Raw genomic sequence first — 19,327 nt, forward strand, 5'->3', positions numbered from 1 at the left:
CGCCCGCGCGCGCGGAGCTCAGCCGACCATCTCCCCGGCATCCTCAAGTATCATCGCGGCACCTTTCTCGCCGATCATGGTTGCCGGCTGATTGGTGTTTCCGCCGACCAGCGTCGGCATGATGGAGGCATCGACCACCCGCAGGCATTGCAGGCCATGCACGCGCAGGCGCGGATCGACCACCGCCATCGGATCAACACCCATCTTGCAGGTGCCAACCGGGTGGTACGCTGATTCACCGCTGCGCCGTACCCATGCGGCGAGATCGTCGTCATTCTGCAGCGCCGGCCCGGGCAAGACCTCAACCTCGTGGTGCGGGGCAAACGCCGCCTGCGCCAGGATCTTGCGCACCAGGTGGACACCGCGCACCAGTCGCTCGACATCGGCGGACTCGGCCATGTAGTTGGGGTCGATCAGCGGCGCGGCAAACGGGTCGGCACTGTGCAGACCGACGCGCCCGCGCGACGACGGCCTAAGCCCGTAGATCATCACCGCGTAGCCATAACCGCTCATCGCGGTCTTCAGGTCTCGCCCGTGATCGTCGTACAGCATTGGCGCGAAGTGCAGCTGCAGGTCGGGTACCGGCTCCTCGGGCCGGGAGCGGATGAACCCGCCGGCCTCGGCGCCGTTGCTCGACAGCACGCCCCGCCGACCGCTCAGATACGTCAAAGCGCCCCACAGCCCCTTGAGCCAGTAGCTCGGATGCATCGAGATGCTTTGGCGGCTGCGGGCGCTGACGCGCACGAACACGTCGATATGATCCTGGAGATTCTGCCCGACGCCCTCCAACGCATGGCGCAGTTCTATGCCATGCCGGGACAGCTCCTCCCGCGGACCGATCCCGGACAGCATCAGCAGTTGCGGCGAGTTGAACGCGCCGCCGCAGAGCACAACTTCGCGCCCGGCACGAACCTGCGTCAGCCCCTTTGTATCGCGGTATTCGACACCGGTGGCGCGGGTGTCTTCGAGTAGCACCCGGGTGACATACGCGCCGCTGCAAACCGTCAGGTTGGAACGCGCCGTGGCGGGTTCGAGATAGGCCCGCGCGTTGCTACAGCGTGTGCCGTCTTTCTGGTAGGCGTAGTAGAAGCCCACGCCCTCCTGCTCACTGCCGTTGAAATCTGTATTGAGCCGGTACTTTGCCTGGGTCGCCGCCTCGACAAACGCCGTGCTCAGCGGATTGGTATAGCGGCGCTCGGCAACGTTCAGCGGACCACCCTGACCATGAAATTCTGCCTCATTCGGCGTAAGTTTGGGCTCGAAATGTTCCGATCGGCGGAAGTAGGGCAACACCTCGGCGTATGACCACCCTTTGCACCCCAGCCGTGCCCACTCGTCGTAGTCCCGGGCATGCCCGCGAATATAGACCTGCGCGTTCATGCCGCTGGAACCGCCAAGCATCTTGCCCCGCGGCTGAAAAAGCGCCCGGTCGTGCATGTGACGCTGCGGTTCGGTATTGAACTGCCAGTTGTAGCGGCGGCTGAACATTAGCTGCAGGAAACCCAGCGGCATGTTCACGAAAGGGTTGCGGCGGCTCTCCGGACCGGCTTCAAGCAGCAGCACAGAATGGCGACCGCTCTCCGACAGGCGGCTGGCGACAGCACATCCGGCCGAGCCCGCGCCAACCACGACATAGTCAAATTGTTCGGTCGTCATCCTGGTTAGCCTGTTCATTAACTTTTTGGTGTCAGCTGGACCATCAGCTCCGAATAGCCCCGCACGAAGTTGGACTGCACGCGCTCCGGCTCGCCGACGACTTCGATCTTGTCAAAGCGTTTGAGAATCTCTTCCCATAGGATACGCAGTTGCAATTCGGCCAGGCGGTTGCCCATGCAACGGTGAACACCGTAGCCAAATGACATATGGTTTCGTGCGTCCTTGCGATCGATAATGAAGTGATCGGGGTCTTCGAACTTGCGCTCGTCACGGTTGCCCGAGGCGTACCACATCACAACGCGATCGCCCTTTTTGATGGTCTGGCCGCCCAGCTCAACATCTTGCTTGGCGACTCGGCGCATATAGGCCAGCGGCGTTTGCCAGCGGATGATTTCCGACACCATGTTCGGAATCAGTTCCGGTTTTGCCTTCAGTTTTTCGAGCTCCTTTGGGAATTCGTTCATGGCCACCAGGCCACCACTCATTGAGTTGCGAGTGGTATCATTGCCGCCAACGATAAGCAGCGTCAGATTGCCGATAAACTCCATCGGGCGATTGATCAGATCTTTGGTGTCGTCGTTGCTCTGTAGCAGGCTGATCAAATCGAAACCGGGCTCTTCGCCCGCCGCGCGGCGCGCTTCCTTATCCCTCCAGAGCCTGGAGAAGGACCAGGCCATGTCAGCCGCGTCGTCAAACATGATCTCTTCATCGGCATACTCGCCGCCGGTTGCCGATGCTGCCCCGGCCATCCGATCCGACCACTCAACCAGCTTGTGACGTTCCTCGTAAGGAAAATCCAGAAGGGTTGCGAGCATGCGACCGGTGAGTTCCTTCGATACAGTGGGCACCCAGTTGAAGGGCTGGCCCAGAGGCAGGCTGTCAAGCACATCGCCGGTACGCGATCGGATCAGCTCCTCCATTTCCTTCAGGTTCTTTGGTGCCACCACGCCTTGAACCGAGCTGCGCTGCACATCGTGTTTTGGCGGATCCATGGCTATGAACATTTCCACCGACAGCCCCTCTGGAGGGTCACCCAGAATGATTTGCGGCTCGGCGGAAAACAGGTCGTGACTCTTATCCACGAACATGATGTCTTCAAAGCGAGTCACCGACCAGAAGGGGCCGAATGGGCTGTTCTTCTGGTAATGGACCGGAGCCTCATCACGCAACCGTTTGAAATAGGCGCGCCACTGATCCTGCCGATATAAAAACGGATTGCTGACATCGATGTCCTCAAGGGCCAGCGTGTTAACGTCCGGGATGGCTGATTCAACAAATTCGGGCACGGGCCGGCGTGGGCCGAAGGCCTTCTTCTTGGCGCCCATTAACAGTTTCAGCCCCTGGATCTGCCTGTGCATCGGCACCACCCTGGAGGTAGCATTAATCACTCGGGACTGAATGTCGTCAAATGTTTTGGACAGTGTTGGCATGCGTCCTCCTATGTTCACATCTGGAACTCGGGTAAATGCACGGTCATGCCGTCCATTTCATCAGTAATGACCACCTGGCAGCCCAGGCGCGAAGTGCTTGCCCGCTCCGGGGTCATTGACAGCATTTGCTCTTCCTCACCACCAGGCGTACCTGTCTTTCTGAACCAATCGTCCGAGACGATCACGTGGCAGGTACCACAGGCACACTCTCCCCCACAATCCCCGTCAATACCGGGAATCAGATTGTCAACGGCGATTTGCATTACCGAGGAACCAGCTTTGAATTCAGCAACATGTTCAGTTTGATCATGTTCTATAAAAGTAATCTTGCCCATTATTGTTCTCCTGCCAGTAGTGTTCAGTAATAGATATTGTCTGTCTGACGACACTCCTGTCAGGTCATTTCTTGACAAGCTGAGGTCATTTAAAGACAAAATGACGATCATTTAGGACGGGGAAGATCGATGATGACGACGCAGAAGACGGGTGATTTGCAAAAATCCGGTCCCGGTATTCCATCGAATTACTCACGGCTCATTGCACGTGAGCTCGATTTAACAGCCAAACAACTGCCACGTCTGCTGCTCGGCACCGGGCTTGGTGTGACGCAATTCCTGAGCGAGGAAAGCCTGCTTACCGCAGCGCAGCAGGTGCGGATTCTGCGCAACGCACTGGATTTGTCCGGCCAGCCGGAATTAGGGTTATGGCTAGGCAAGCGACTGACCCCGGCAACCCATGGTGCGATGGGATTCGTGGCCTACAGCAGCCCCGACTTTCTCACTGCGCTGCAAGCGATTCATACTTTTCTGCCCACGCGCGCGAGCTTCATCCAACTGCATTTGCGGCAAGTCAACGAGCGCCTGGAATGTATTCTGGACTACCAGGAGTCGCTGGACGATGACATACAGCGGTGCCTGTCGGATGCGATGGTTAAGGCCCTTTTTGAATTTGGCGAGTTTATAATTGGTCGCCCTTTGCATGAGGCTGAAATATGCTTCGCTCATCCTGAACCCCCGTATCAGGCAATGTATGCCGATTTTTTGCCCGGGCAGATTCGCTTTGATTGCGACCAGTTAAAACTTACGTTGCCGATGTCGTTGTGTCAGGAACCGAATGCCTCCGCCAATCACGAAAACTATCGTCTGGCCTTGCAACAGTGTGAATCGATGCTTGCGCAACTTCAGTCGGATAAACCGAGCTATCAGACCCAGCTGAAGATGATGATGTTGTCCCGACCGCCCGGAACGCTCAGTGAAGACGAAGCAGCAGCCTCGTTGTTCATGAGCAAACGCACCCTGGCACGCAAACTCAAACAGGAACGCAGCGGTTTTCGGAAAGTTCGCGACGAGATTCTGTCCCAGCAGACAGCGACCTACTTGCGTGACAGCCAGCTGTCAATCGAGGCCATTGCCGCGTTGATGAACTATCACGACAGTGCCAATTTCAGACGCGCCTTCAAGCGCTGGTTTGACCAGTCGCCTGAGCAGTTCAGGCAAAATGTCAGATCACAAACCGTGCATCCGCATGATTAGCGATCATAAACAGAGGCTACTTGCTTGCGTTTGTGAAGCCAGAACCTATGCCTGCCCCCCTTTATTGATCACACCGTCCATAGCGATCTGCCAGATCAAGTCGCCAATGGTGTCGAGTGAATGAGCCCCGTTCGGGTCGAACCAGGTTGCAACCCAGTTGAGCGCCCCAAGGCCGATCAGGCGAAGCAGGCGGCCATCAATATTCTTGCGGACCACGCCCTGCGCAATCATTGTTTCGAGGATACCGGCCCACAGGGACTCGTACTGGTCACGCAGTTCGATGATTTCCTCGCGAGCCTCCGGGCCCAGCGCCCGCCATTCAAACAGCAGCACGTAAACCGCGTCCGAATCGACCAACAGGGCTCGCAGATGCGCGTTGATACAAAGACGTAAACGCTCAACCGGGTCATCCGAACTGGCGTAAGCCGACTCGACCTCTGCGGTAACCAGGTCCACCCCCCGGCGCATCAGCTCGACAAGCAGCGCTTCCTTGCTGTTGTAACGATAATACAGACTTCCGGGCAGCATATTGCAGGCCTCGGCAATCTCCTTGAGCGACGTCCTTTCAAAGCCTTTCTCACGAAAAAGCCTGGCTGCGTTAGACAAAACGTCGCCCTGGTCGCCCAGTTTGCTTGGAGGAGCCATCTGTCTGTTAACCATCGCTTAAGTATCTCCTCAGCAAGCCAGTTCGTTATTCATCAGAGCGGCCACCACCTGACTTGTTACACTGATCGTACGCCATTGCACGGGTGGCGTGCCATTTGCCTCAACAGATTCTTGACTTTTGGTTGGTTAACCAACCAAAATCCAGCAACAATGTTATTCGGAAGAAACTGACATGGCAATGACATATGACAATCAGCTGTTTCCCGCCACTTCCGCCCCTGTGCGAAATGCAAACCGGGGTGGGCAGATCTGATGACGGAGTCGAACAGAGCTCAGCACAGTGACGCTGTGACGACGGCGTGGCAGTTCACCGAACAGGTTCCCCACGGCAGGGATCTGGGTATGCAGGTTGTCTCTGTGAACGGAAACCAGGTCTGCATGCGCCTGACCCCACAGCCGTGGATGTTCGCCGAAGAGGATACAAAAGAAATCTGCACCAGCGTGCTCTACTCGCTGGCCGACTCCGCCGGAGGCTTGGCGGTATTCGCGGGGGCCCTGGAGTTGATGCCCATTGCCACGCTGGATCTGCGCATGGATTATCTGCGGCCCGCCATCGGCGACCGTGCCCTCTTGGCGGTGGCCACCTGTCGTCATTTAACGGACGAGGTCGCGTTCATCCATTGCGACATCCTCAGCGAGAGCGATAGTGCACTGTTAGCGACGGCAAACGCCACCTTCATGCGCAACACCCAGGGCCAGCGATTCCAGGCCGGTGGACGAAAAAAGGAGGGCGCATGAGCACGACTGGCGATTCGGCACAACCCATCTCAGGCCCTACCGAAAGCGGGAAAGAATGTTCCGACTGGCAGGCTCTGCTGGAGCGCATTCCCTACGCACGGCACCTTGGGCTTGAGGTTCAACGCGACGATGTAGGTCTAGTGGTTCATATGCCGTGTCGTGAAGCGCTCATTGGCAACTTTATGCTACCCGCCCTCCATGGCGGCGTGCTTGGCGCCCTGATCGAACTCACCGCGCGGGTCGCTGCGCAAAGCCAGGATACCGACAAACGTTGCCCACGCATTCTCGACAGCCACATTAACTACCTCCGTTCCGCGCAGGCCCGATCGACGTTCGCCAGCGCCGAAATTGTTCGACAAGGCAGGCGGAGCAGCCTGGTCCGGGTGACCTGCTGGCAGGGCGATAAGCGCAAACCGATCGCCAGCGGTCAGGTTCAGTTGTTGCTCCCGACAGTGGCGGCCAAAGAAGCAGATCTTCATGAACAATAAGCACAACAACCCTGAACGCGACCAATTCCAGGCGCCGGATGGCGCGGAGATCGCACTGTGGCGCTGGCCGCAATCCAAAGCGCGCCCCACGGTGCACTGGGCGCATGCAACGGGTTTCCATGGCCGCCTGTACCGCCCCCTCCTTGATGGGCTTGCCACGGACGTCAATGTCCTGGCCTGGGACATGCGGGGGCACGGGGCCAGCGCCGGTGCGGCGAACTTTTCGACATTCCGGGGCTGGGAAACCTACTATCGCGACATGACCGCTCTGCTGGGTAGCCTGGACGAGCCGGTCTGGCTCGCCGGCCATTCTATCGGTGCCACCACCAGCATCATGGCCGCTGCCCGACGGCCAGACAAAGTGCTGGGCCTGATTCTGGCGGAACCGGTGATCATGGATCCGGGGCAGGGCCTGAAGTTGTGGCTGGCCAAGCTGCTACGCCAGTCACATCGGTTGTCACTGGCCGCCGGAGCCGCCCGTCGGCGCCGGGTATTCGACTCGCACGCTGCTGCGCTGGACAACTATCGGGGCCGCGGTGGCTTCAAGACCTGGCCCGATGCATGGCTGGAGGCCTACATCCAACACGCTTTTCTGCCGCAGGACGATCAAGTTCGCCTGGCGTGTGCGCCGGAGTGGGAGAGCACCACCTTTGCCCATACCGAACACAACCCCTGGCCCGGTATTCGTCAGTTGCGGTGCCCGGTTATCGCGCTGGCGGCGGAACGCGGGTCAACCTTCTCGCCGGCGGCGCAAAAACGTCTGCAGACCTTGTTGCCCTCGGCTGACGTGAGGGTTCTTGAGGGTACGACTCATTTTCTGCCCATGGAACAGAAGGAAGCCGTTCGCGATGCCATCCTGCAACTTGCTTTGTCCAGACACCGCGAGAACTGATACCCACACCTTGATTTTGCCAATCGGGACACCTGCCATGCGCTGTATGCTGACACTGTTTATCTCGCTGCTCATTCTGTCTGGTTGTCAGCAGTCTTCGGAACCGCCCCCAGAGGCCCGCGCCCCTATCCCCTGGGTAAAAACAGTTGAACTAAAGGACGCCGGCCCAACAGCGCACAGATTTTCAGGAACCCTGCGAGGCCGCCACGAAGTTCCTCAGGCCTTTCAGATCGCCGGTCGGATTCAACATCGTTACATTGATGCCGGTCAACGCGTGGAAAAAGGCGACTTACTGTTCAAACTCGATACACGAGACCTTGTAGCAACGGCGGAGGGAGCCGCCGCGGATCTGAAGCGTGCAGAAGCGGCCCTGGCAATTACCACCAATGAGCTCCAGCGCCAACAGCAACTTGTGGGGCGTCAGTTTGTCAGCGAACAAACCCTGCAACGCCTTGAATTGGCAGAGCGTGAGGCGCGCAGCCAGGTGCAAACGGCTTCTGCACGCAATCAGCAGGCTCAGAATGCCCTGGGGTATGCGGAACTGAAAGCCGCCCATGCAGGCGTGGTCACTGAGGTCAACGTTGAACCCGGTCAGGTTGTGGGTGTCGGACAAACCCTTGCCGTTCTGGCCGAAGATCAATCGCTGGAAGTGGAAGTTTTTTTACCAGAGGGCAGTAACCCGGCCAGGCGTGGTTATGTTCCTTTGCCCAATGGCGAACAGCTAGCTGTAAGCCTGAGAGAAATTGCCGGGGCTGCCGACCGCGCAAGCCGGAGCTGGCGTGCCCGATACAGCCTGGAGGGGCCCTACCCCTCGTCTTTAACCCTGGGGTCGGTGGTGAGTGTGCGGTTAGCGCAGAAGCAAACCGCCCCCAGCCATCGCGTACCGCTGGGTGCCCTGGATGAGAGAGGGCAAACGCCGCAGATCTGGTTGGTTTCCGACGGCACGGTAACGCCCCTGGCGGTCGATGTTATCGATCTGGGTGAGGAGTATGCGAAGATCAAGGTCGACATCAAGGCGGGAACGCCCATCGTCGCGCTGGGGACACACCTACTCACGCCTGGCATGGCGGTGCGGGAGCTGGCTCAATGAGCTTACCGAATCTTTCCGCGCTGGCAGTGCGCGAGCGTTCGGTCACCCTCTTTTTTCTTTTGCTGTCCGTTGTTACCGGTTTCTACGCGTTCTCGTCCCTGGGTCGGGCGGAAGACCCTGCGTTCACCGTCCGGGCGATGGTGGTCTCGGTAGCCTGGCCAGGAGCAACCCCCGAGGTGCTGCAGAATCAGGTCGTGGATCGTCTGGAAAAGCAAATTCAGGAGGTGGCGTATACCGATACCATTGAAACAACCATTCGGCCCGGGCAGGCCGCCATGCTTATCCGATTCCAGGATTCGACGCCCAGCGAAAAAGTGCCGGACCTCTTTTATCAAGTCCGCAAACGCATGCTCGATGAGAAGCCCAATCTGCCCCGGGGTGTGATCGGCCCCATCGTCAACGATGATTTCGCGGATGTGTATTTCTCCCTGCTGGCGCTGACGGCACCCGGGATGCCAATGCGTGAACTGACCCGAGAGGCAGAATCGATACGGGATCGCTTGCAACGGCTGCCCGGCTTGCAAAAAGCACAGCTCCTGGCGGAGCGTCCTGAGCGGGTGTATCTCGAATTTGATCAGGACCGGCTCAACAACCTCGGTTTGTCGGCAGAAGAGGTGTTGCAGGCGATAGAGGCCAACAACCGTCTTCAGCCTCTTGGCTTTGTTGATCTTGCCGGCCCGCGGGTTTATGTCCGCAGCAACATCGACCTGTCTGACCTTGAGCGCCTCACCTCAGTACCTCTGCGTATCGGAGACCAGCTTATCACCGTGTCTGATCTGGCCGAGGTGCGTTTAGGTTATGAAGATCCTTTGAGCTACATCGTCCGCTCCAACGGTGAGGATGCGATCCTGTTAGGTGTCGTCATGCGCGCGGGTGAAAATGGCCTGGAGTTTGGTGAGCGGCTGTGCGAGTTTGTCAGTGCCGAACAGGGCAGGCTGCCGCTGGGAATGTCAATACAGACCCTGACCGATCAGGCGGAAGCCATCACTCAGGCGGTTGATCTTTTTCAGGTCAAGTTTCTGGTTGCGTTGGTCGTGGTGATGGGGGTCAGCATACTGGCGATCGGTCTGCGCGCGGGTTTGGTGGTGGGTATTGCGATTCCCGTGACTCTCGGCCTGACTTTCTTATTGATGAAAATGGCAGGCATTAACCTTGATCGCATCACCCTGGGTGCGTTGATTATCGCACTAGGCCTGTTAGTGGACGATGCGATCATCGCCATTGAAATGATGATTGTGAAGATGGAGAGCGGCTGGGACCGGGTACGGGCAGCCAGTCATGCCTGGAGCGTAACCGCCGCGCCCATGCTGTTTGGAACGCTGGTGACGGTGGCCGGATTTGTTCCCATCGGATTTGCCCAGTCCGGGGTGGGAGAATACACCGGCAACATCTTCTGGGTGCTGGCTTTTTCGTTGTTGATTTCCTGGGTGGTGGCGGTAACCTTTACGCCTTATCTGGGCGTCAAGCTCTTGCCCGATTACACCGGGCATACGGGCCAGGACCTATACCAAAGCGCGTTTTATCAGCGGTTGCGCGGGGTGATCACAGCGTGTGTACAGTACCGGAAAACCGTTGTTTTGATAACAGTGGGTTTGCTGGCGATCAGTGCTTTCGGTATGGCAACCCAGGTGCAGAAGCAATTTTTTCCCAGTTCTGATCGCCCCGAAGTTCTGATCAGTGTCTATGCTCCGCAGGGGAGCGCTATTGCCACCACGGATCAAAGTGTCAGACGCCTGGAAGCGATTCTGATGGACATGCCGGAGGTGAAAAGCCTTTCTGCTTACATCGGTGCCGGTGCGCCCCGATTCTTCGTATCGGCCAACCCCGAGCAGCCGGACCCGGCATTTGCCAAGTTGATTGCCATTGGGCAGGACGTTGAAGGGCGCGATCGCATCATCTCGGCGCTGGAAACCAGAATCGCGGCGGGTGAATTTCCGGAGGCACGAGTGCGGGTGACGCGTTTGCTGTACGGTCCCCCGGTGGTCTGGCCGGTCAGTTTTCGTGTGCTGGGTCCGGAATCCGATCAACTCAGAGAGATCGCGCACCAGATCCGCACTCTCATGACCGGGCATCCGAATATCGTCATGCCGCATCTCGAATGGGATGAGCGCGTGCCCACTCTCTATCTTGATATGGACCCGCAAAACCTGGGTTGGATGGGCCTGACCCCGGCGGAAGTTGCCCGGCAACTGCAGTTCCAACTCCGCGGAGTGGCCGTCACCGAACTACGTCAGGGCATAAGGAGTGTTCAACTGGTGGCGCGTAATGCCCGTGGCGAAGTGATCATGCCGGAAGATCTTGAAATCAAAACCCGCGACGACCGCAAACTTTCCGTACAGCAACTGGGCAAGTGGCAGGTTCGTTACGAGGACCCCGTCATAAAGCGTTACAACCGTGACCCCTTCCTGGCCGTTCAGGCCGATGTAGAAGGTGCCCAGCCACCGGATGTTACCAAGGAGATATGGAGTGCGATGACGGGCCTGCGCGAACAGTTGACGGAGGGTTACCGTATTGAAATCGGCGGTACGGTGGAACAATCAGCCAAAGCCAATGCTTCAATCCAGACATTACAACCGGTGATGTTGGCGTTGATGCTGATCTTTATCATGCTTCAGATGCGTTCCTTTATCGGCACATTGACTGTTCTTGCCACCGCGCCACTGGGGCTGATTGGGGCTGTGCTGGCTCTGCTGCTGTTTAATCAACCCTTTGGCTTTACCGCGCTGCTGGGGCTGATTGGCCTGGGCGGCATCCTGATGCGAAACACCATGATTCTGACGCAGCAGGTGCAGGACAACTTCAAAGCGGGGATGGCTGCGAGAGAAGCCGTTGTCGAGGCGGCAGTGCAACGTTCCCGCCCCGTGGTGCTCACCGCTCTGGCGGCCGTTCTGGCGTTTGTTCCTCTGACCTTTGACCTGTTCTGGGGGCCGCTGGCTTATGTGCTTATAGGTGGCGTAGCAGTGGGCACTCTGATCACGCTATTGTTTGTCCCGGCGCTTTATGCCCTTTGGTTTCGCTTACAGATAAAAGATTGAGGTAGGTTTGAATGAGCGCCAATTTTGTTAGCAATTACAACTCACTTAAGTCTTCCAGGAAGGTGATTGAGTTCTGAAATAACCCTTACACACGACCTGTTTTGCCGACAACACCAGAACCGGTAAAGTCAGGTGTTGAAGCAGCCAGGAGAGTCGTCGAAGTGGCCAGTAGGCACGGACGTCTACGTTTTGACAGCATTAACGGTTTTTCCAGCATAGCGGCTGCGCCGTCGGGGCGCAGCACGATGTGAAGGTTGGGTTGGGTTGGGTCGGTTTTGGAATCAGGACTCGGTAGAGTTTCGGTACCCGGCCATCATTGCCATCATCCAGCCCGGGTACTCCTCGGGCAGGCGGCTGACTTCATCCAGGGCTACCAGTTCATCGTCGGACAAGCGGATTTGGGCCGCGCGGATATTGTCCCTGAGCTGCTCGGGCCGCTTGGCGCCAACGATGATGCTGGTCACAGGCTTCTGGTGTAGCAGCCATGACAGGGCAATCTGTGCCACATTGACCGGTTCGCCGTCGATCTGTTTGCCATCGGCAATCTCCCGCATAACCTTGATGACTTCGCTGCCCCGCTCGCGGTTGACGGGTGGAAAGTCAAACTTGGCGCGCCGGTTTTCTTCGGAAACGTCCGGCCCCTCGTATTTACCGGACAGGTAACCCCCGGCCAGTGGGCTCCACACCATCAGACCAACGTTCTCAGATTTCAGCATCGGAATAATATCCCGCTCCAGATCGCGACCTACGAGGGTGTAGTAGGCTTGCATGGATATGATCGGGCACAGGTTGCGGGCCCGGGTGATGCCGATGGCTTTCATCACTTGCCAGGCGGCCCAGTTGGACAGGCCCACGTAACGCACATGGCCTTGCTGCACCAGGGTGTTCAGTGCCTCCAGAGTTTCCTCGATCGGCGTGGCCGGGTCAAAACCGTGGATCTGGTACAGGTCAATATAATCCGTTTGCAGGCGCGCCAGGCTCGCCTTGCATTCGCTCATTATATGGCCGCGGGAAGCACCACGGGCATTGGGGCTTGCGCCCATGGGGCCGAGCACCTTGGTCGCCAGCACCACATCTTCGCGGCGAACGCCGAGATTCTTCAGGGACTGGCCGACGATGCGCTCACTGGCGCCGAAACCATAGATGTTGGCGGTATCGATAAAGTTGACCCCCGCCTCCAGGGCGATCTTCACGAGTTCGTCGGCCTGTTCCTGCTGCAACTGGCCGATCAGGCCCCAGATGTCCTCATCGCCGCCGAAGGTCATGGTGCCCAGGCACAGTTCGGATACGAACAGCCCCGAGTTGCCCAGCGACTTGTAGCCTGGACGATTGTCTCCATCGAACAGTGGTAAACTCTCAGTTGCCATGTTGCACCTCATCATGCTTTTCGGTTGGTGTTCCAGAATTCACTGTAAATACTGCCGGTTTCGGTTTGTTTGCACTCGCTTGTGTTACTGGGTGAAGATGGCCTTGTAGAAACGCATGGTGCCATCCCAGGAACGGCTGGCAGCCTCTTCATCATAACCAACCGGCATGCCGAACTCCTCGGCGATCTTGTCGGCGCCTGGGTTGGTGAATGAGTGCAGTACTCCGGGAAAGCTCACCAGTGTCAGGTCGACTTCGGCATCCTGCATCTCCTTGACCAGGCCCGCGACCTGATCCGAGGGGACCAGCTTGTCGGCACCGCCGGTGTACACCTGGATCCTGGCTTTCACGGACTCGGGTTCAGCCGTGAGGGGGCTGCCGAGCGCGCCGTGGAAGCTGACAACGCCGTCCAGATCGACGCCCATGCGCGCCATGTTGAGAACCACGGCGCCGCCAAAACAATAACCCTGTGCCGCAATTCGGGACGCATCAACACTTTCGTGGTTCTTCAGGATGTCCATCGCCTTCATGAAGCGCGCCTTGACCTGACTCATGTCCCGAGTGGCTTCCTGCATGAACTTCTGGGCGGTATCGGGATGGTCGGCTTGTTTGCCAGAGCCATACATATCCAGCGCAAACGCCGTATAGCCGGCCGAGGCAAGTCGTTCTGCCTGATTCCGGGCAAATTCATTGTGCCCCCACCATTCATGGACCACCAGAACCCCCGGACGCTTTTGCCCGAATTCATCATCCCAGGCCATGTAGCCGGTGAAGGTCTCGTCGCCGACTTGATACTCGATGGTTCTGGTTTGCGTTTCTGCCAGTACCTGCGTACTTGCAACAGTGAGTGACAGCGTGGCTGCTGCCAGTGCTGTTTTCAGGGTGCTCATCATCTGTTTGCTCCTTTTCGCTCGTTATGAGTCAATTTGCGTAGCGATTCTGTACATCAAAGCGCGATTCCTGTCCCGTCGTTACTGGCAGCGGGCGCGCAGCAGTCGCGTTGCGGCATCAAACACGGCGAGGTCTTCTTCGGTGCGCGCGGCAAGGTGGGCCCCTTCCAGCATCGCCAGGGTCGCCTGCGCTTCATCGGCGGCACCCAGGATGGCCGAGACGGATCCATCCCTTTGTCCCAGTTCAAACGTTGCCGTAATCCACTGCAGAACCATTGCGCGAACGGCGCCGACTCTGGCAATAACGGTGTCGGACAGGCTTTCGCGGCAGGTCGAAAAGGCAACGCACAGACACACGGTCTGGCCATCATGCAACGCCCCGCGGTACAGGGCAATGAGTGCCTTGAGGCGCGCGCCAGCGCTGGCATGGGCTGCGTCTATCTCGGTCAGACCCTGCTGCAGACTGGTCTGATAGCGCTCGATCAAGGCTTCGGAGAGCTTCGCCTTGGTGGGGAAATGATAATGGATCGAGGCCTTTCGAATGCCGATGGCCTCGGCCAGATCCGCGTAGCTGAACCCGTCAAAGCCCCGTGACCGGACGGTGTGCTCGGCAAGATCCATCAGGGCTGTTCTGGTATCACGGTTCATGGTTGTTCACCTGTCTGCCTTTTCAATCCCGCTATTGCCGGGCTTATACCCTCGGTGCCCCGGCAAATCGCAGGTGCCCCGTTTTCATCCAGATCTTGGCGCCGTCGTCCCCGGCCGTCACGGACAACCTGTGTCCTTCAGGGAGGCGCAGCCAGTCATGCCTGGCCAGCACCTCGCCATCCCTGATAGCCGAACCTTCGACCACCAGCAGTTCGATTCCGCCGGGCGCCTCAGAGGTCAGTGTCGCCCCCGCATCGAGCTGGCTGTAGGTCACGATCTCACGATCGTCCTCATGCAGCTTTGCGGTGGCAACGCCGCCCACTGGGGCGCCCAGCTCGGCCTCCATATTCTTGCTGAACTGGGTGCGGTCGGCCAGGTCGAACTGCCACAGTTTCACAAATATCGTACAGCCCGTTTCAGAGCCCGGAATATGTGACGTGGTTGGGGGGTTGCGCACGTAGGTGCCAGCAGGGAAGTCACCGTGCTCGTCCTGGAACACGCCATCGAGTACGATGAATTCTTCTCCACCGGTATGGGTATGCGCCGAGAAATGACTGCCCGGCGCATAACGCACGATGGTCGTGGCGCGGGCAACTTCGTCCCCGATCCGGTCCAGCATGCGCCGCTCCACCCCTTTCATGGGCGAGGGCTGCCATTCAATCTGGTCGGAATGCATAACCACCGGTTTGGAGAAATCTGCATTAATCTCCATGATATTCCTCCCTTTTGTGCCCTTCATGTTTTCAGCGCTTGCATTAAATCCGAAGGTTTCGGATTACCCGGCAATTGAAGGACGGGCTGCGACTTTTGCGCGCCAGGCCTGGAGATTGGTCAGAGACTCGGGAATGTCAACCTTCGCGAAATCCGCAAACCCCAGGCCGGCAAAGGCGGTGATGTCTGCGACCGAGAAGCTGTCGCCTGCGAGAAACTCGTTGTCCGCCAGAACGCTGTCAAGGTAGGCCATGGTTGCGCTGGCAATTTCTTTCTGTTTATTACCCCACTCAGCGCATTGCCAGGTTTCCAGATCCGGACCAAGCCCCGGGGTCGCGTGGTGGAAATAGGCACCCACGGCGTTCATCAGACCGTTTTCTGCCCGCAGATTCATCATTGCGATACGGGCACGCTCCGCTGGGGTTGTACCCATAAGGGACGGACCATCAAAGACGCCGTCGATATATTCGGTGATGGCATTGCACTGGGCGATGCAGGTGCCGTCGTCAAGTTCCAGCATGGGCACGGTGGCATCCGGGTTTTTCGTCTTGAACGCCTCGGAACGGTGCTCGCCGCCCATGACATCGACCGGGACGAATTCCACCTGGTTTGTTGCGCCTTTTTCTGCCAGAGCGATGCGAACGCGGAGCGGGTTCGGGAAGCCTTCGATATCGTAGATTTTCATTGATTGCCTCTGTTGGTCATTAAACATGCGCCAATTAATCTACCTATTAGTAGGTAGATGTGCAAGAGGCAATTTGATTGTTCTGCTTTTCTTTGCGCTGTTGACAAGACATTCCAAACGCCAAGAACAGCCCGGACCTTCTTGCAGTACATAGCCAAACCAAAAAGCCAGCTTCTCAGTTAGACGATTTGATAAATATCGAAGTGTTTTTGTTGAAAGAAGCGTGTGCGAAAGAGCAGCCGTGAATGTTCGCTTATGTTTAAAAAGCGGCGTAGTCGTTGATGCTGCAGGTCAGCGATTCCGAGCCCACTTAGCGGGGACAAAGCGTAGAATGCCCTTTCAGGTAGTTCGTCCAAAGCGGACAAACTATGGCCTAAAAACCAAAAGCCCCCGAACGTGTCCTGACACGCCGGGGGCCTGAACCTTCTTGAAAGGTCGTTATTAACTCAGGGCTTCATGACCAGATAGATCGCCCGACCCTGCCTTACAATCCGGACCGAAACCGCCCGGTTTTCCGGCAAGTCGCGGACCACCGACCGGAAGTCCTCCACCGAGCGAATCTGCTGGCGGTTGATCTCGGTAATGATGTCCCTGGCACGAATACCAGCCTCAAAAGCCGGGCCACGATCCACCCCAGCGACTACAACACCGCCTTCCACGCCCACTGAACGGGCAGTCTCGGGAGCCAGTGGCTCAACGGACAACCCAAGCGGTGCGCCCGCACTGTTGTCGCGGCTACTGGTGGAGGGCTGGGCAGCGTCATCGCCGTCTTCCGGCAACTTGCCAATTTCCACGTCGAGGGTGATTTCATCACCACCGCGCAACACCGTCAGGCGCGCCGATTCACCTACCGGTGTGCGGCCAACCATGGGCGGCAGGTCAGAGGACAACTGAACATCCTCGCCATTGTATTCCAGCACAATGTCACCGGCCTCAAGGCCCCCCTTCTCCGCCGGTGAATCCGGCATCACTTCGGCAATCAACGCGCCACGGGGACGACGCAGGCCGAAGCTCTCGGCCAGATCCCGGTTCACTTCCTGAATGAGCACGCCCAACCAACCCCGGGCGACGGTGCCTTTGTCACGGAGCTGGCGGAACACGTTCATGGCATCGTCAATCGGAATGGCGAACGACACCCCCATGAAGCCGCCGGAGCGGGTGTAAATCTGGGAGTTGATGCCCACCACTTCGCCTTCCAGGTTGAACAGCGGGCCACCGGAGTTACCGGGGTTAATGGCAACGTCAGTCTGGATAAACGGCACGTAGTTCTCAGATGGCAGCGAGCGGCCCAGAGCACTGACAATGCCCGCCGTCACCGTGTAGTCAAACCCGAATGGCGAGCCGATCGCGAAAACCCATTCGCCGACTTTCAGATCCCGGGAACGTCCAACGCTGACCACCGGCAGGTCTTCACCGTTCTCGATTTTGAGAACCGCCATATCCGAGCGGGGATCGGTACCCACGATAGTGGCGGAAAACTCGCGGCGGTCATTCAGGCGCACAATCACTTCATCGGCACCCTCAACCACGTGATTGTTGGTCAGTACATAACCATCGGCTGACACAATAAAGCCGGAGCCCATGCTCCTGCGCGGCTGCTGCGGCCGAGGGGACCCACCAAAAGGAGACTGCGGGCCGCGGAAGAAATCCTGAAGGAAAGGCGGCAACTGCTCCAGCTGCCGCTCATCAAAAGGGAGCCCATGGAAGCCAGAGCTCTGGCTGCCCGGATCCGTCGTGGTACTGATATTCACCACTGCACTGGAGTTATCTTCCACCAGCTCAGTGAAATCCGGCAGGCCTCTGGCTGCGACGCCCTGGCTCCAGAATACCGACGCCATGGCAGCCAGCATCAGCAGAACGCCCAGTATGGCTCCGGGCCTGGCCAGGGAAGACATACGGGCAGCTTCTATATTTTTTTCTGGCATGTAGAACCCCCTGATTTTACTTGCGTTTATAGAGCTATTCTGGGGCTGGGGCGTGAATTTTCAACTTAAAAAACGGTAGGGATCATGGACATGTCGAGGATGGAATTGTCTTTACCCTCAACAACCGCGGCTGGTAGCGATCACCGGCCCCGGCCTGCCAACGCTGCACCAGCCAGAATCCGACGCCCAGGCCTGCCACCGCTCCGGCTATGGCGCCCAGGTCTGACCCCGCGGCCCAGTTATGGGCCATCACACTGGCAAGCACCATCAGCACCAACGGCAAACCGTAAATAATCAGCGAGGCATTCAGCAGCGACTGTTCATCCAGCCCGATGACCACTTCATCGCCCACCCGGGCGCCCACGGAATTATCTACCAGTACCTGATTCGCCCGGCCCCCGGATACCGCCGCCAGCGCGCGCTGCCCGCAGCCCGAGCGGGCCGAGCAACTCTGACAGGCACTGGTTCTTATCGTCTGCACCCAGACCTGATCACCCGCCAGGGCCACGACTTTACCGGTTTCCGTGATCATGACCCGGACAGCTCAGCAACGAAATCTTCATCCACCTCCACGGCATCCGCCACTTTTCGGGCGGTGCCCGGCGGAATTTCACCAACCACCGCTATCAGGAAGGGGCGATCAGAGACCATGACTTCGCGCATGTAGATGGTGGTTGCCCCGATACGGGAAGCGCCTGTCGGCATTTTCAGCCGCCCGACAGGCTCGACAAATACGGAAAACGCAGCCAGGCCATCGGAGAACGCCACGGCCTTGCCACTGCCCGAACGTGGTGCAGCCGCCGGCACAAAGCCCTCCGGCTGCCAGGACAGAGTCCAGCCATTCATTCGGCCAACCGATGACTCCTGTTTTCGGCCATCGTCCAGGGTACGGCTAATCTCACGACCACGGGTCTGAACCTCGAGTTCCTCGTCGGAAATATCGTCAGTGATCTCAAGATCGGTGAACTGAAAATGCTCCAGTACCTCACCGTTTACATCCCGCACCTGGCTCTTGACCAGTAGCCCCGTCTCTTTTTCCAGCCAGAGGCGGTGGCTGTAGCGATCATCATCCCGGGCCCCGAGCGCCACGATCACCACATCGTAGCCGGCGACCCGGTCTTCACCCGCCAGTTCAGGCAGATACCAGCGGCCAAACGGCATCAATTGACTGGTAAACGCTTCTGCGAACGGGCCCGAAGGTATCACCTCGTCCAGCCGGACCCTGCCCCTGTCAGGCAATACACAGACCACGTTCATGCCTTTACGGACGATTTCACCACTGCCGCCGTCCTGCATCACCAGGCGTTCCTCAACACGCCCGTTCCGGTAACGGTGGGCAATGCGCATGGAATGTACCTGATCGCCCCGGGCATAAACAAAGACCCCGCGGTACGAAGTCATGTTGAGTGCAGGGCCAAGCCGCTCCAGCCAGGCCATGGCCGCCGGAGCTTCACCGCTTTTCGTTGTCTCGCTGGCCAACTCGGCCCTCACCGGATTGATCAACAGGCACAGCAGAGCCACAAGAGCGGCAACCGCTCCGAATACCGACCTGCTGGATACCCGGTTATTCATAAAT

General features: G+C 58.2%; 18 protein-coding genes. 6 read left to right on the forward strand and 12 right to left on the reverse strand.

Going from position 1 to position 19,327, the window contains the following annotated elements; genetic code table 11:
• Window positions 1-18: 18 nt before the first annotated feature.
• From ARC85_RS08455 to ARC85_RS08465, 3 genes are read right to left on the reverse strand one after another with little or no spacing between them, the layout of a single operon-like run.
• A complete protein-coding gene (locus tag ARC85_RS08455) occupies window positions 19-1,656 on the reverse strand; it encodes a GMC family oxidoreductase (protein WP_225316732.1) in 1,638 nt (545 codons plus the stop codon).
• 17 nt (window positions 1,657-1,673) lie between these two features.
• On the reverse strand, window positions 1,674-3,086 hold the full coding sequence (locus tag ARC85_RS08460; protein WP_041654913.1) for a cytochrome P450: 1,413 nt from the start codon (window positions 3,084-3,086) through the stop codon (window positions 1,674-1,676).
• A 14-nt stretch (window positions 3,087-3,100) separates the two neighbouring features.
• Window positions 3,101-3,421, reverse strand: a complete 321-nt coding sequence (locus ARC85_RS08465; protein WP_008170311.1) for a 2Fe-2S iron-sulfur cluster-binding protein — start codon at window positions 3,419-3,421, stop codon at window positions 3,101-3,103.
• 129 nt (window positions 3,422-3,550) lie between these two features.
• On the opposite strand from ARC85_RS08465, the gene cypR reads away from it, so the two are divergent.
• Window positions 3,551-4,618, forward strand: coding sequence for a transcriptional regulator CypR (cypR, locus tag ARC85_RS08470; RefSeq protein ID WP_014422290.1), 1,068 nt, complete (start codon window positions 3,551-3,553; stop codon window positions 4,616-4,618).
• A gap of 45 nt (window positions 4,619-4,663) precedes the next feature.
• On the opposite strand, the gene ARC85_RS08475 is transcribed toward cypR, so the two are convergent.
• Window positions 4,664-5,278 carry a TetR/AcrR family transcriptional regulator gene (locus ARC85_RS08475; RefSeq protein ID WP_014422289.1) on the reverse strand — a complete coding sequence of 205 codons (615 nt, stop codon included), beginning with the start codon at window positions 5,276-5,278 and terminating at the stop codon, window positions 4,664-4,666.
• Window positions 5,279-5,536: 258 nt separating this feature from the next.
• Between ARC85_RS08475 and ARC85_RS08480 the strand changes: the two genes are divergently transcribed.
• The 5 genes from ARC85_RS08480 to ARC85_RS08500 are packed head-to-tail and all read left to right on the forward strand — an operon-like array spanning window position 5,537 to window position 11,527.
• On the forward strand, window positions 5,537-6,022 hold the full coding sequence (locus ARC85_RS08480; RefSeq protein ID WP_014422288.1) for a PaaI family thioesterase: 486 nt from the start codon (window positions 5,537-5,539) through the stop codon (window positions 6,020-6,022).
• Window positions 6,019-6,510, forward strand: a complete 492-nt coding sequence (locus ARC85_RS08485) for a PaaI family thioesterase (RefSeq protein ID WP_014422287.1) — start codon at window positions 6,019-6,021, stop codon at window positions 6,508-6,510. The genes ARC85_RS08480 and ARC85_RS08485 overlap by 4 nt, the downstream gene beginning before the upstream one ends.
• Entirely contained in the window at window positions 6,500-7,402 is a 903-nt protein-coding gene (locus ARC85_RS08490; RefSeq protein WP_014422286.1) for an alpha/beta fold hydrolase, read from the forward strand. Before ARC85_RS08485 ends, ARC85_RS08490 begins: the two co-directional genes overlap by 11 nt.
• A gap of 37 nt (window positions 7,403-7,439) precedes the next feature.
• Window positions 7,440-8,492: an efflux RND transporter periplasmic adaptor subunit gene (locus ARC85_RS08495; RefSeq protein WP_041654911.1), complete on the forward strand. Its 1,053-nt coding sequence runs from the start codon at window positions 7,440-7,442 to the stop codon at window positions 8,490-8,492.
• The gene (locus ARC85_RS08500; protein WP_286714707.1) at window positions 8,489-11,527 is read left to right on the forward strand and encodes an efflux RND transporter permease subunit; all 3,039 of its coding nucleotides are present in this window, start codon (window positions 8,489-8,491) and stop codon (window positions 11,525-11,527) included. The genes ARC85_RS08495 and ARC85_RS08500 overlap by 4 nt, the downstream gene beginning before the upstream one ends.
• A gap of 281 nt (window positions 11,528-11,808) precedes the next feature.
• Here the strand turns inward: ARC85_RS08500 and ARC85_RS08505 are convergent, their stop codons facing one another.
• The 8 genes from ARC85_RS08505 to ARC85_RS08540 form a co-directional block, all read right to left on the reverse strand.
• A complete protein-coding gene (locus tag ARC85_RS08505) occupies window positions 11,809-12,894 on the reverse strand; it encodes an aldo/keto reductase (protein ID WP_041654908.1) in 1,086 nt (361 codons plus the stop codon).
• Window positions 12,895-12,978: 84 nt separating this feature from the next.
• Entirely contained in the window at window positions 12,979-13,785 is an 807-nt protein-coding gene (locus ARC85_RS08510; RefSeq protein ID WP_008170335.1) for a dienelactone hydrolase family protein, read from the reverse strand.
• Window positions 13,786-13,863: 78 nt separating this feature from the next.
• Entirely contained in the window at window positions 13,864-14,430 is a 567-nt protein-coding gene (locus ARC85_RS08515) for a TetR/AcrR family transcriptional regulator (RefSeq protein ID WP_014422282.1), read from the reverse strand.
• A gap of 43 nt (window positions 14,431-14,473) precedes the next feature.
• Window positions 14,474-15,142 (reverse strand): cupin domain-containing protein, encoded by a 669-nt coding sequence (locus tag ARC85_RS08520; protein WP_008170339.1) that lies wholly within the window; start codon window positions 15,140-15,142, stop codon window positions 14,474-14,476.
• 63 nt (window positions 15,143-15,205) lie between these two features.
• The gene (locus ARC85_RS08525) at window positions 15,206-15,826 is read right to left on the reverse strand and encodes a glutathione S-transferase family protein (RefSeq protein WP_041654905.1); all 621 of its coding nucleotides are present in this window, start codon (window positions 15,824-15,826) and stop codon (window positions 15,206-15,208) included.
• A 446-nt stretch (window positions 15,827-16,272) separates the two neighbouring features.
• The gene (locus tag ARC85_RS08530; protein WP_502688012.1) at window positions 16,273-17,721 is read right to left on the reverse strand and encodes a DegQ family serine endoprotease; all 1,449 of its coding nucleotides are present in this window, start codon (window positions 17,719-17,721) and stop codon (window positions 16,273-16,275) included.
• Between the two features lie 112 nt (window positions 17,722-17,833).
• Window positions 17,834-18,283 (reverse strand): SoxR reducing system RseC family protein, encoded by a 450-nt coding sequence (locus tag ARC85_RS08535; protein ID WP_286714709.1) that lies wholly within the window; start codon window positions 18,281-18,283, stop codon window positions 17,834-17,836.
• Entirely contained in the window at window positions 18,280-19,323 is a 1,044-nt protein-coding gene (locus ARC85_RS08540) for a MucB/RseB C-terminal domain-containing protein (RefSeq protein WP_286714711.1), read from the reverse strand. Before ARC85_RS08540 ends, ARC85_RS08535 begins: the two co-directional genes overlap by 4 nt.
• Between the last annotated feature and the right edge of the window lie 4 nt (window positions 19,324-19,327).

Origin of the sequence: Marinobacter sp. tcs-11 (assembly GCF_002049515.1) — a bacterium.
GTDB lineage: Bacteria > Pseudomonadota > Gammaproteobacteria > Pseudomonadales > Oleiphilaceae > Marinobacter > Marinobacter nauticus.

Coding starts and splice junctions, on each gene's coding strand:
- ARC85_RS08505 (WP_041654908.1), bottom strand. CDS start 12,894: ATGGCAACTGAGAGTTTACCACTGTTCGATGGAGACAATCGTCCAGGC.
- ARC85_RS08480 (WP_014422288.1), top strand. CDS start 5,537: ATGACGGAGTCGAACAGAGCTCAGCACAGTGACGCTGTGACGACGGCG.
- ARC85_RS08520 (WP_008170339.1), bottom strand. CDS start 15,142: ATGGAGATTAATGCAGATTTCTCCAAACCGGTGGTTATGCATTCCGAC.
- ARC85_RS08475 (WP_014422289.1), bottom strand. CDS start 5,278: ATGGTTAACAGACAGATGGCTCCTCCAAGCAAACTGGGCGACCAGGGC.
- ARC85_RS08535 (WP_286714709.1), bottom strand. CDS start 18,283: ATGATCACGGAAACCGGTAAAGTCGTGGCCCTGGCGGGTGATCAGGTC.
- ARC85_RS08490 (WP_014422286.1), top strand. CDS start 6,500: ATGAACAATAAGCACAACAACCCTGAACGCGACCAATTCCAGGCGCCG.
- ARC85_RS08510 (WP_008170335.1), bottom strand. CDS start 13,785: ATGATGAGCACCCTGAAAACAGCACTGGCAGCAGCCACGCTGTCACTC.
- ARC85_RS08455 (WP_225316732.1), bottom strand. CDS start 1,656: ATGACGACCGAACAATTTGACTATGTCGTGGTTGGCGCGGGCTCGGCC.
- cypR (WP_014422290.1), top strand. CDS start 3,551: ATGATGACGACGCAGAAGACGGGTGATTTGCAAAAATCCGGTCCCGGT.
- ARC85_RS08465 (WP_008170311.1), bottom strand. CDS start 3,421: ATGGGCAAGATTACTTTTATAGAACATGATCAAACTGAACATGTTGCT.
- ARC85_RS08500 (WP_286714707.1), top strand. CDS start 8,489: ATGAGCTTACCGAATCTTTCCGCGCTGGCAGTGCGCGAGCGTTCGGTC.
- ARC85_RS08540 (WP_286714711.1), bottom strand. CDS start 19,323: ATGAATAACCGGGTATCCAGCAGGTCGGTATTCGGAGCGGTTGCCGCT.
- ARC85_RS08515 (WP_014422282.1), bottom strand. CDS start 14,430: ATGAACCGTGATACCAGAACAGCCCTGATGGATCTTGCCGAGCACACC.
- ARC85_RS08460 (WP_041654913.1), bottom strand. CDS start 3,086: ATGCCAACACTGTCCAAAACATTTGACGACATTCAGTCCCGAGTGATT.
- ARC85_RS08485 (WP_014422287.1), top strand. CDS start 6,019: ATGAGCACGACTGGCGATTCGGCACAACCCATCTCAGGCCCTACCGAA.
- ARC85_RS08495 (WP_041654911.1), top strand. CDS start 7,440: ATGCGCTGTATGCTGACACTGTTTATCTCGCTGCTCATTCTGTCTGGT.
- ARC85_RS08530 (WP_502688012.1), bottom strand. CDS start 17,721: ATGTCTTCCCTGGCCAGGCCCGGAGCCATACTGGGCGTTCTGCTGATG.
- ARC85_RS08525 (WP_041654905.1), bottom strand. CDS start 15,826: ATGAAAATCTACGATATCGAAGGCTTCCCGAACCCGCTCCGCGTTCGC.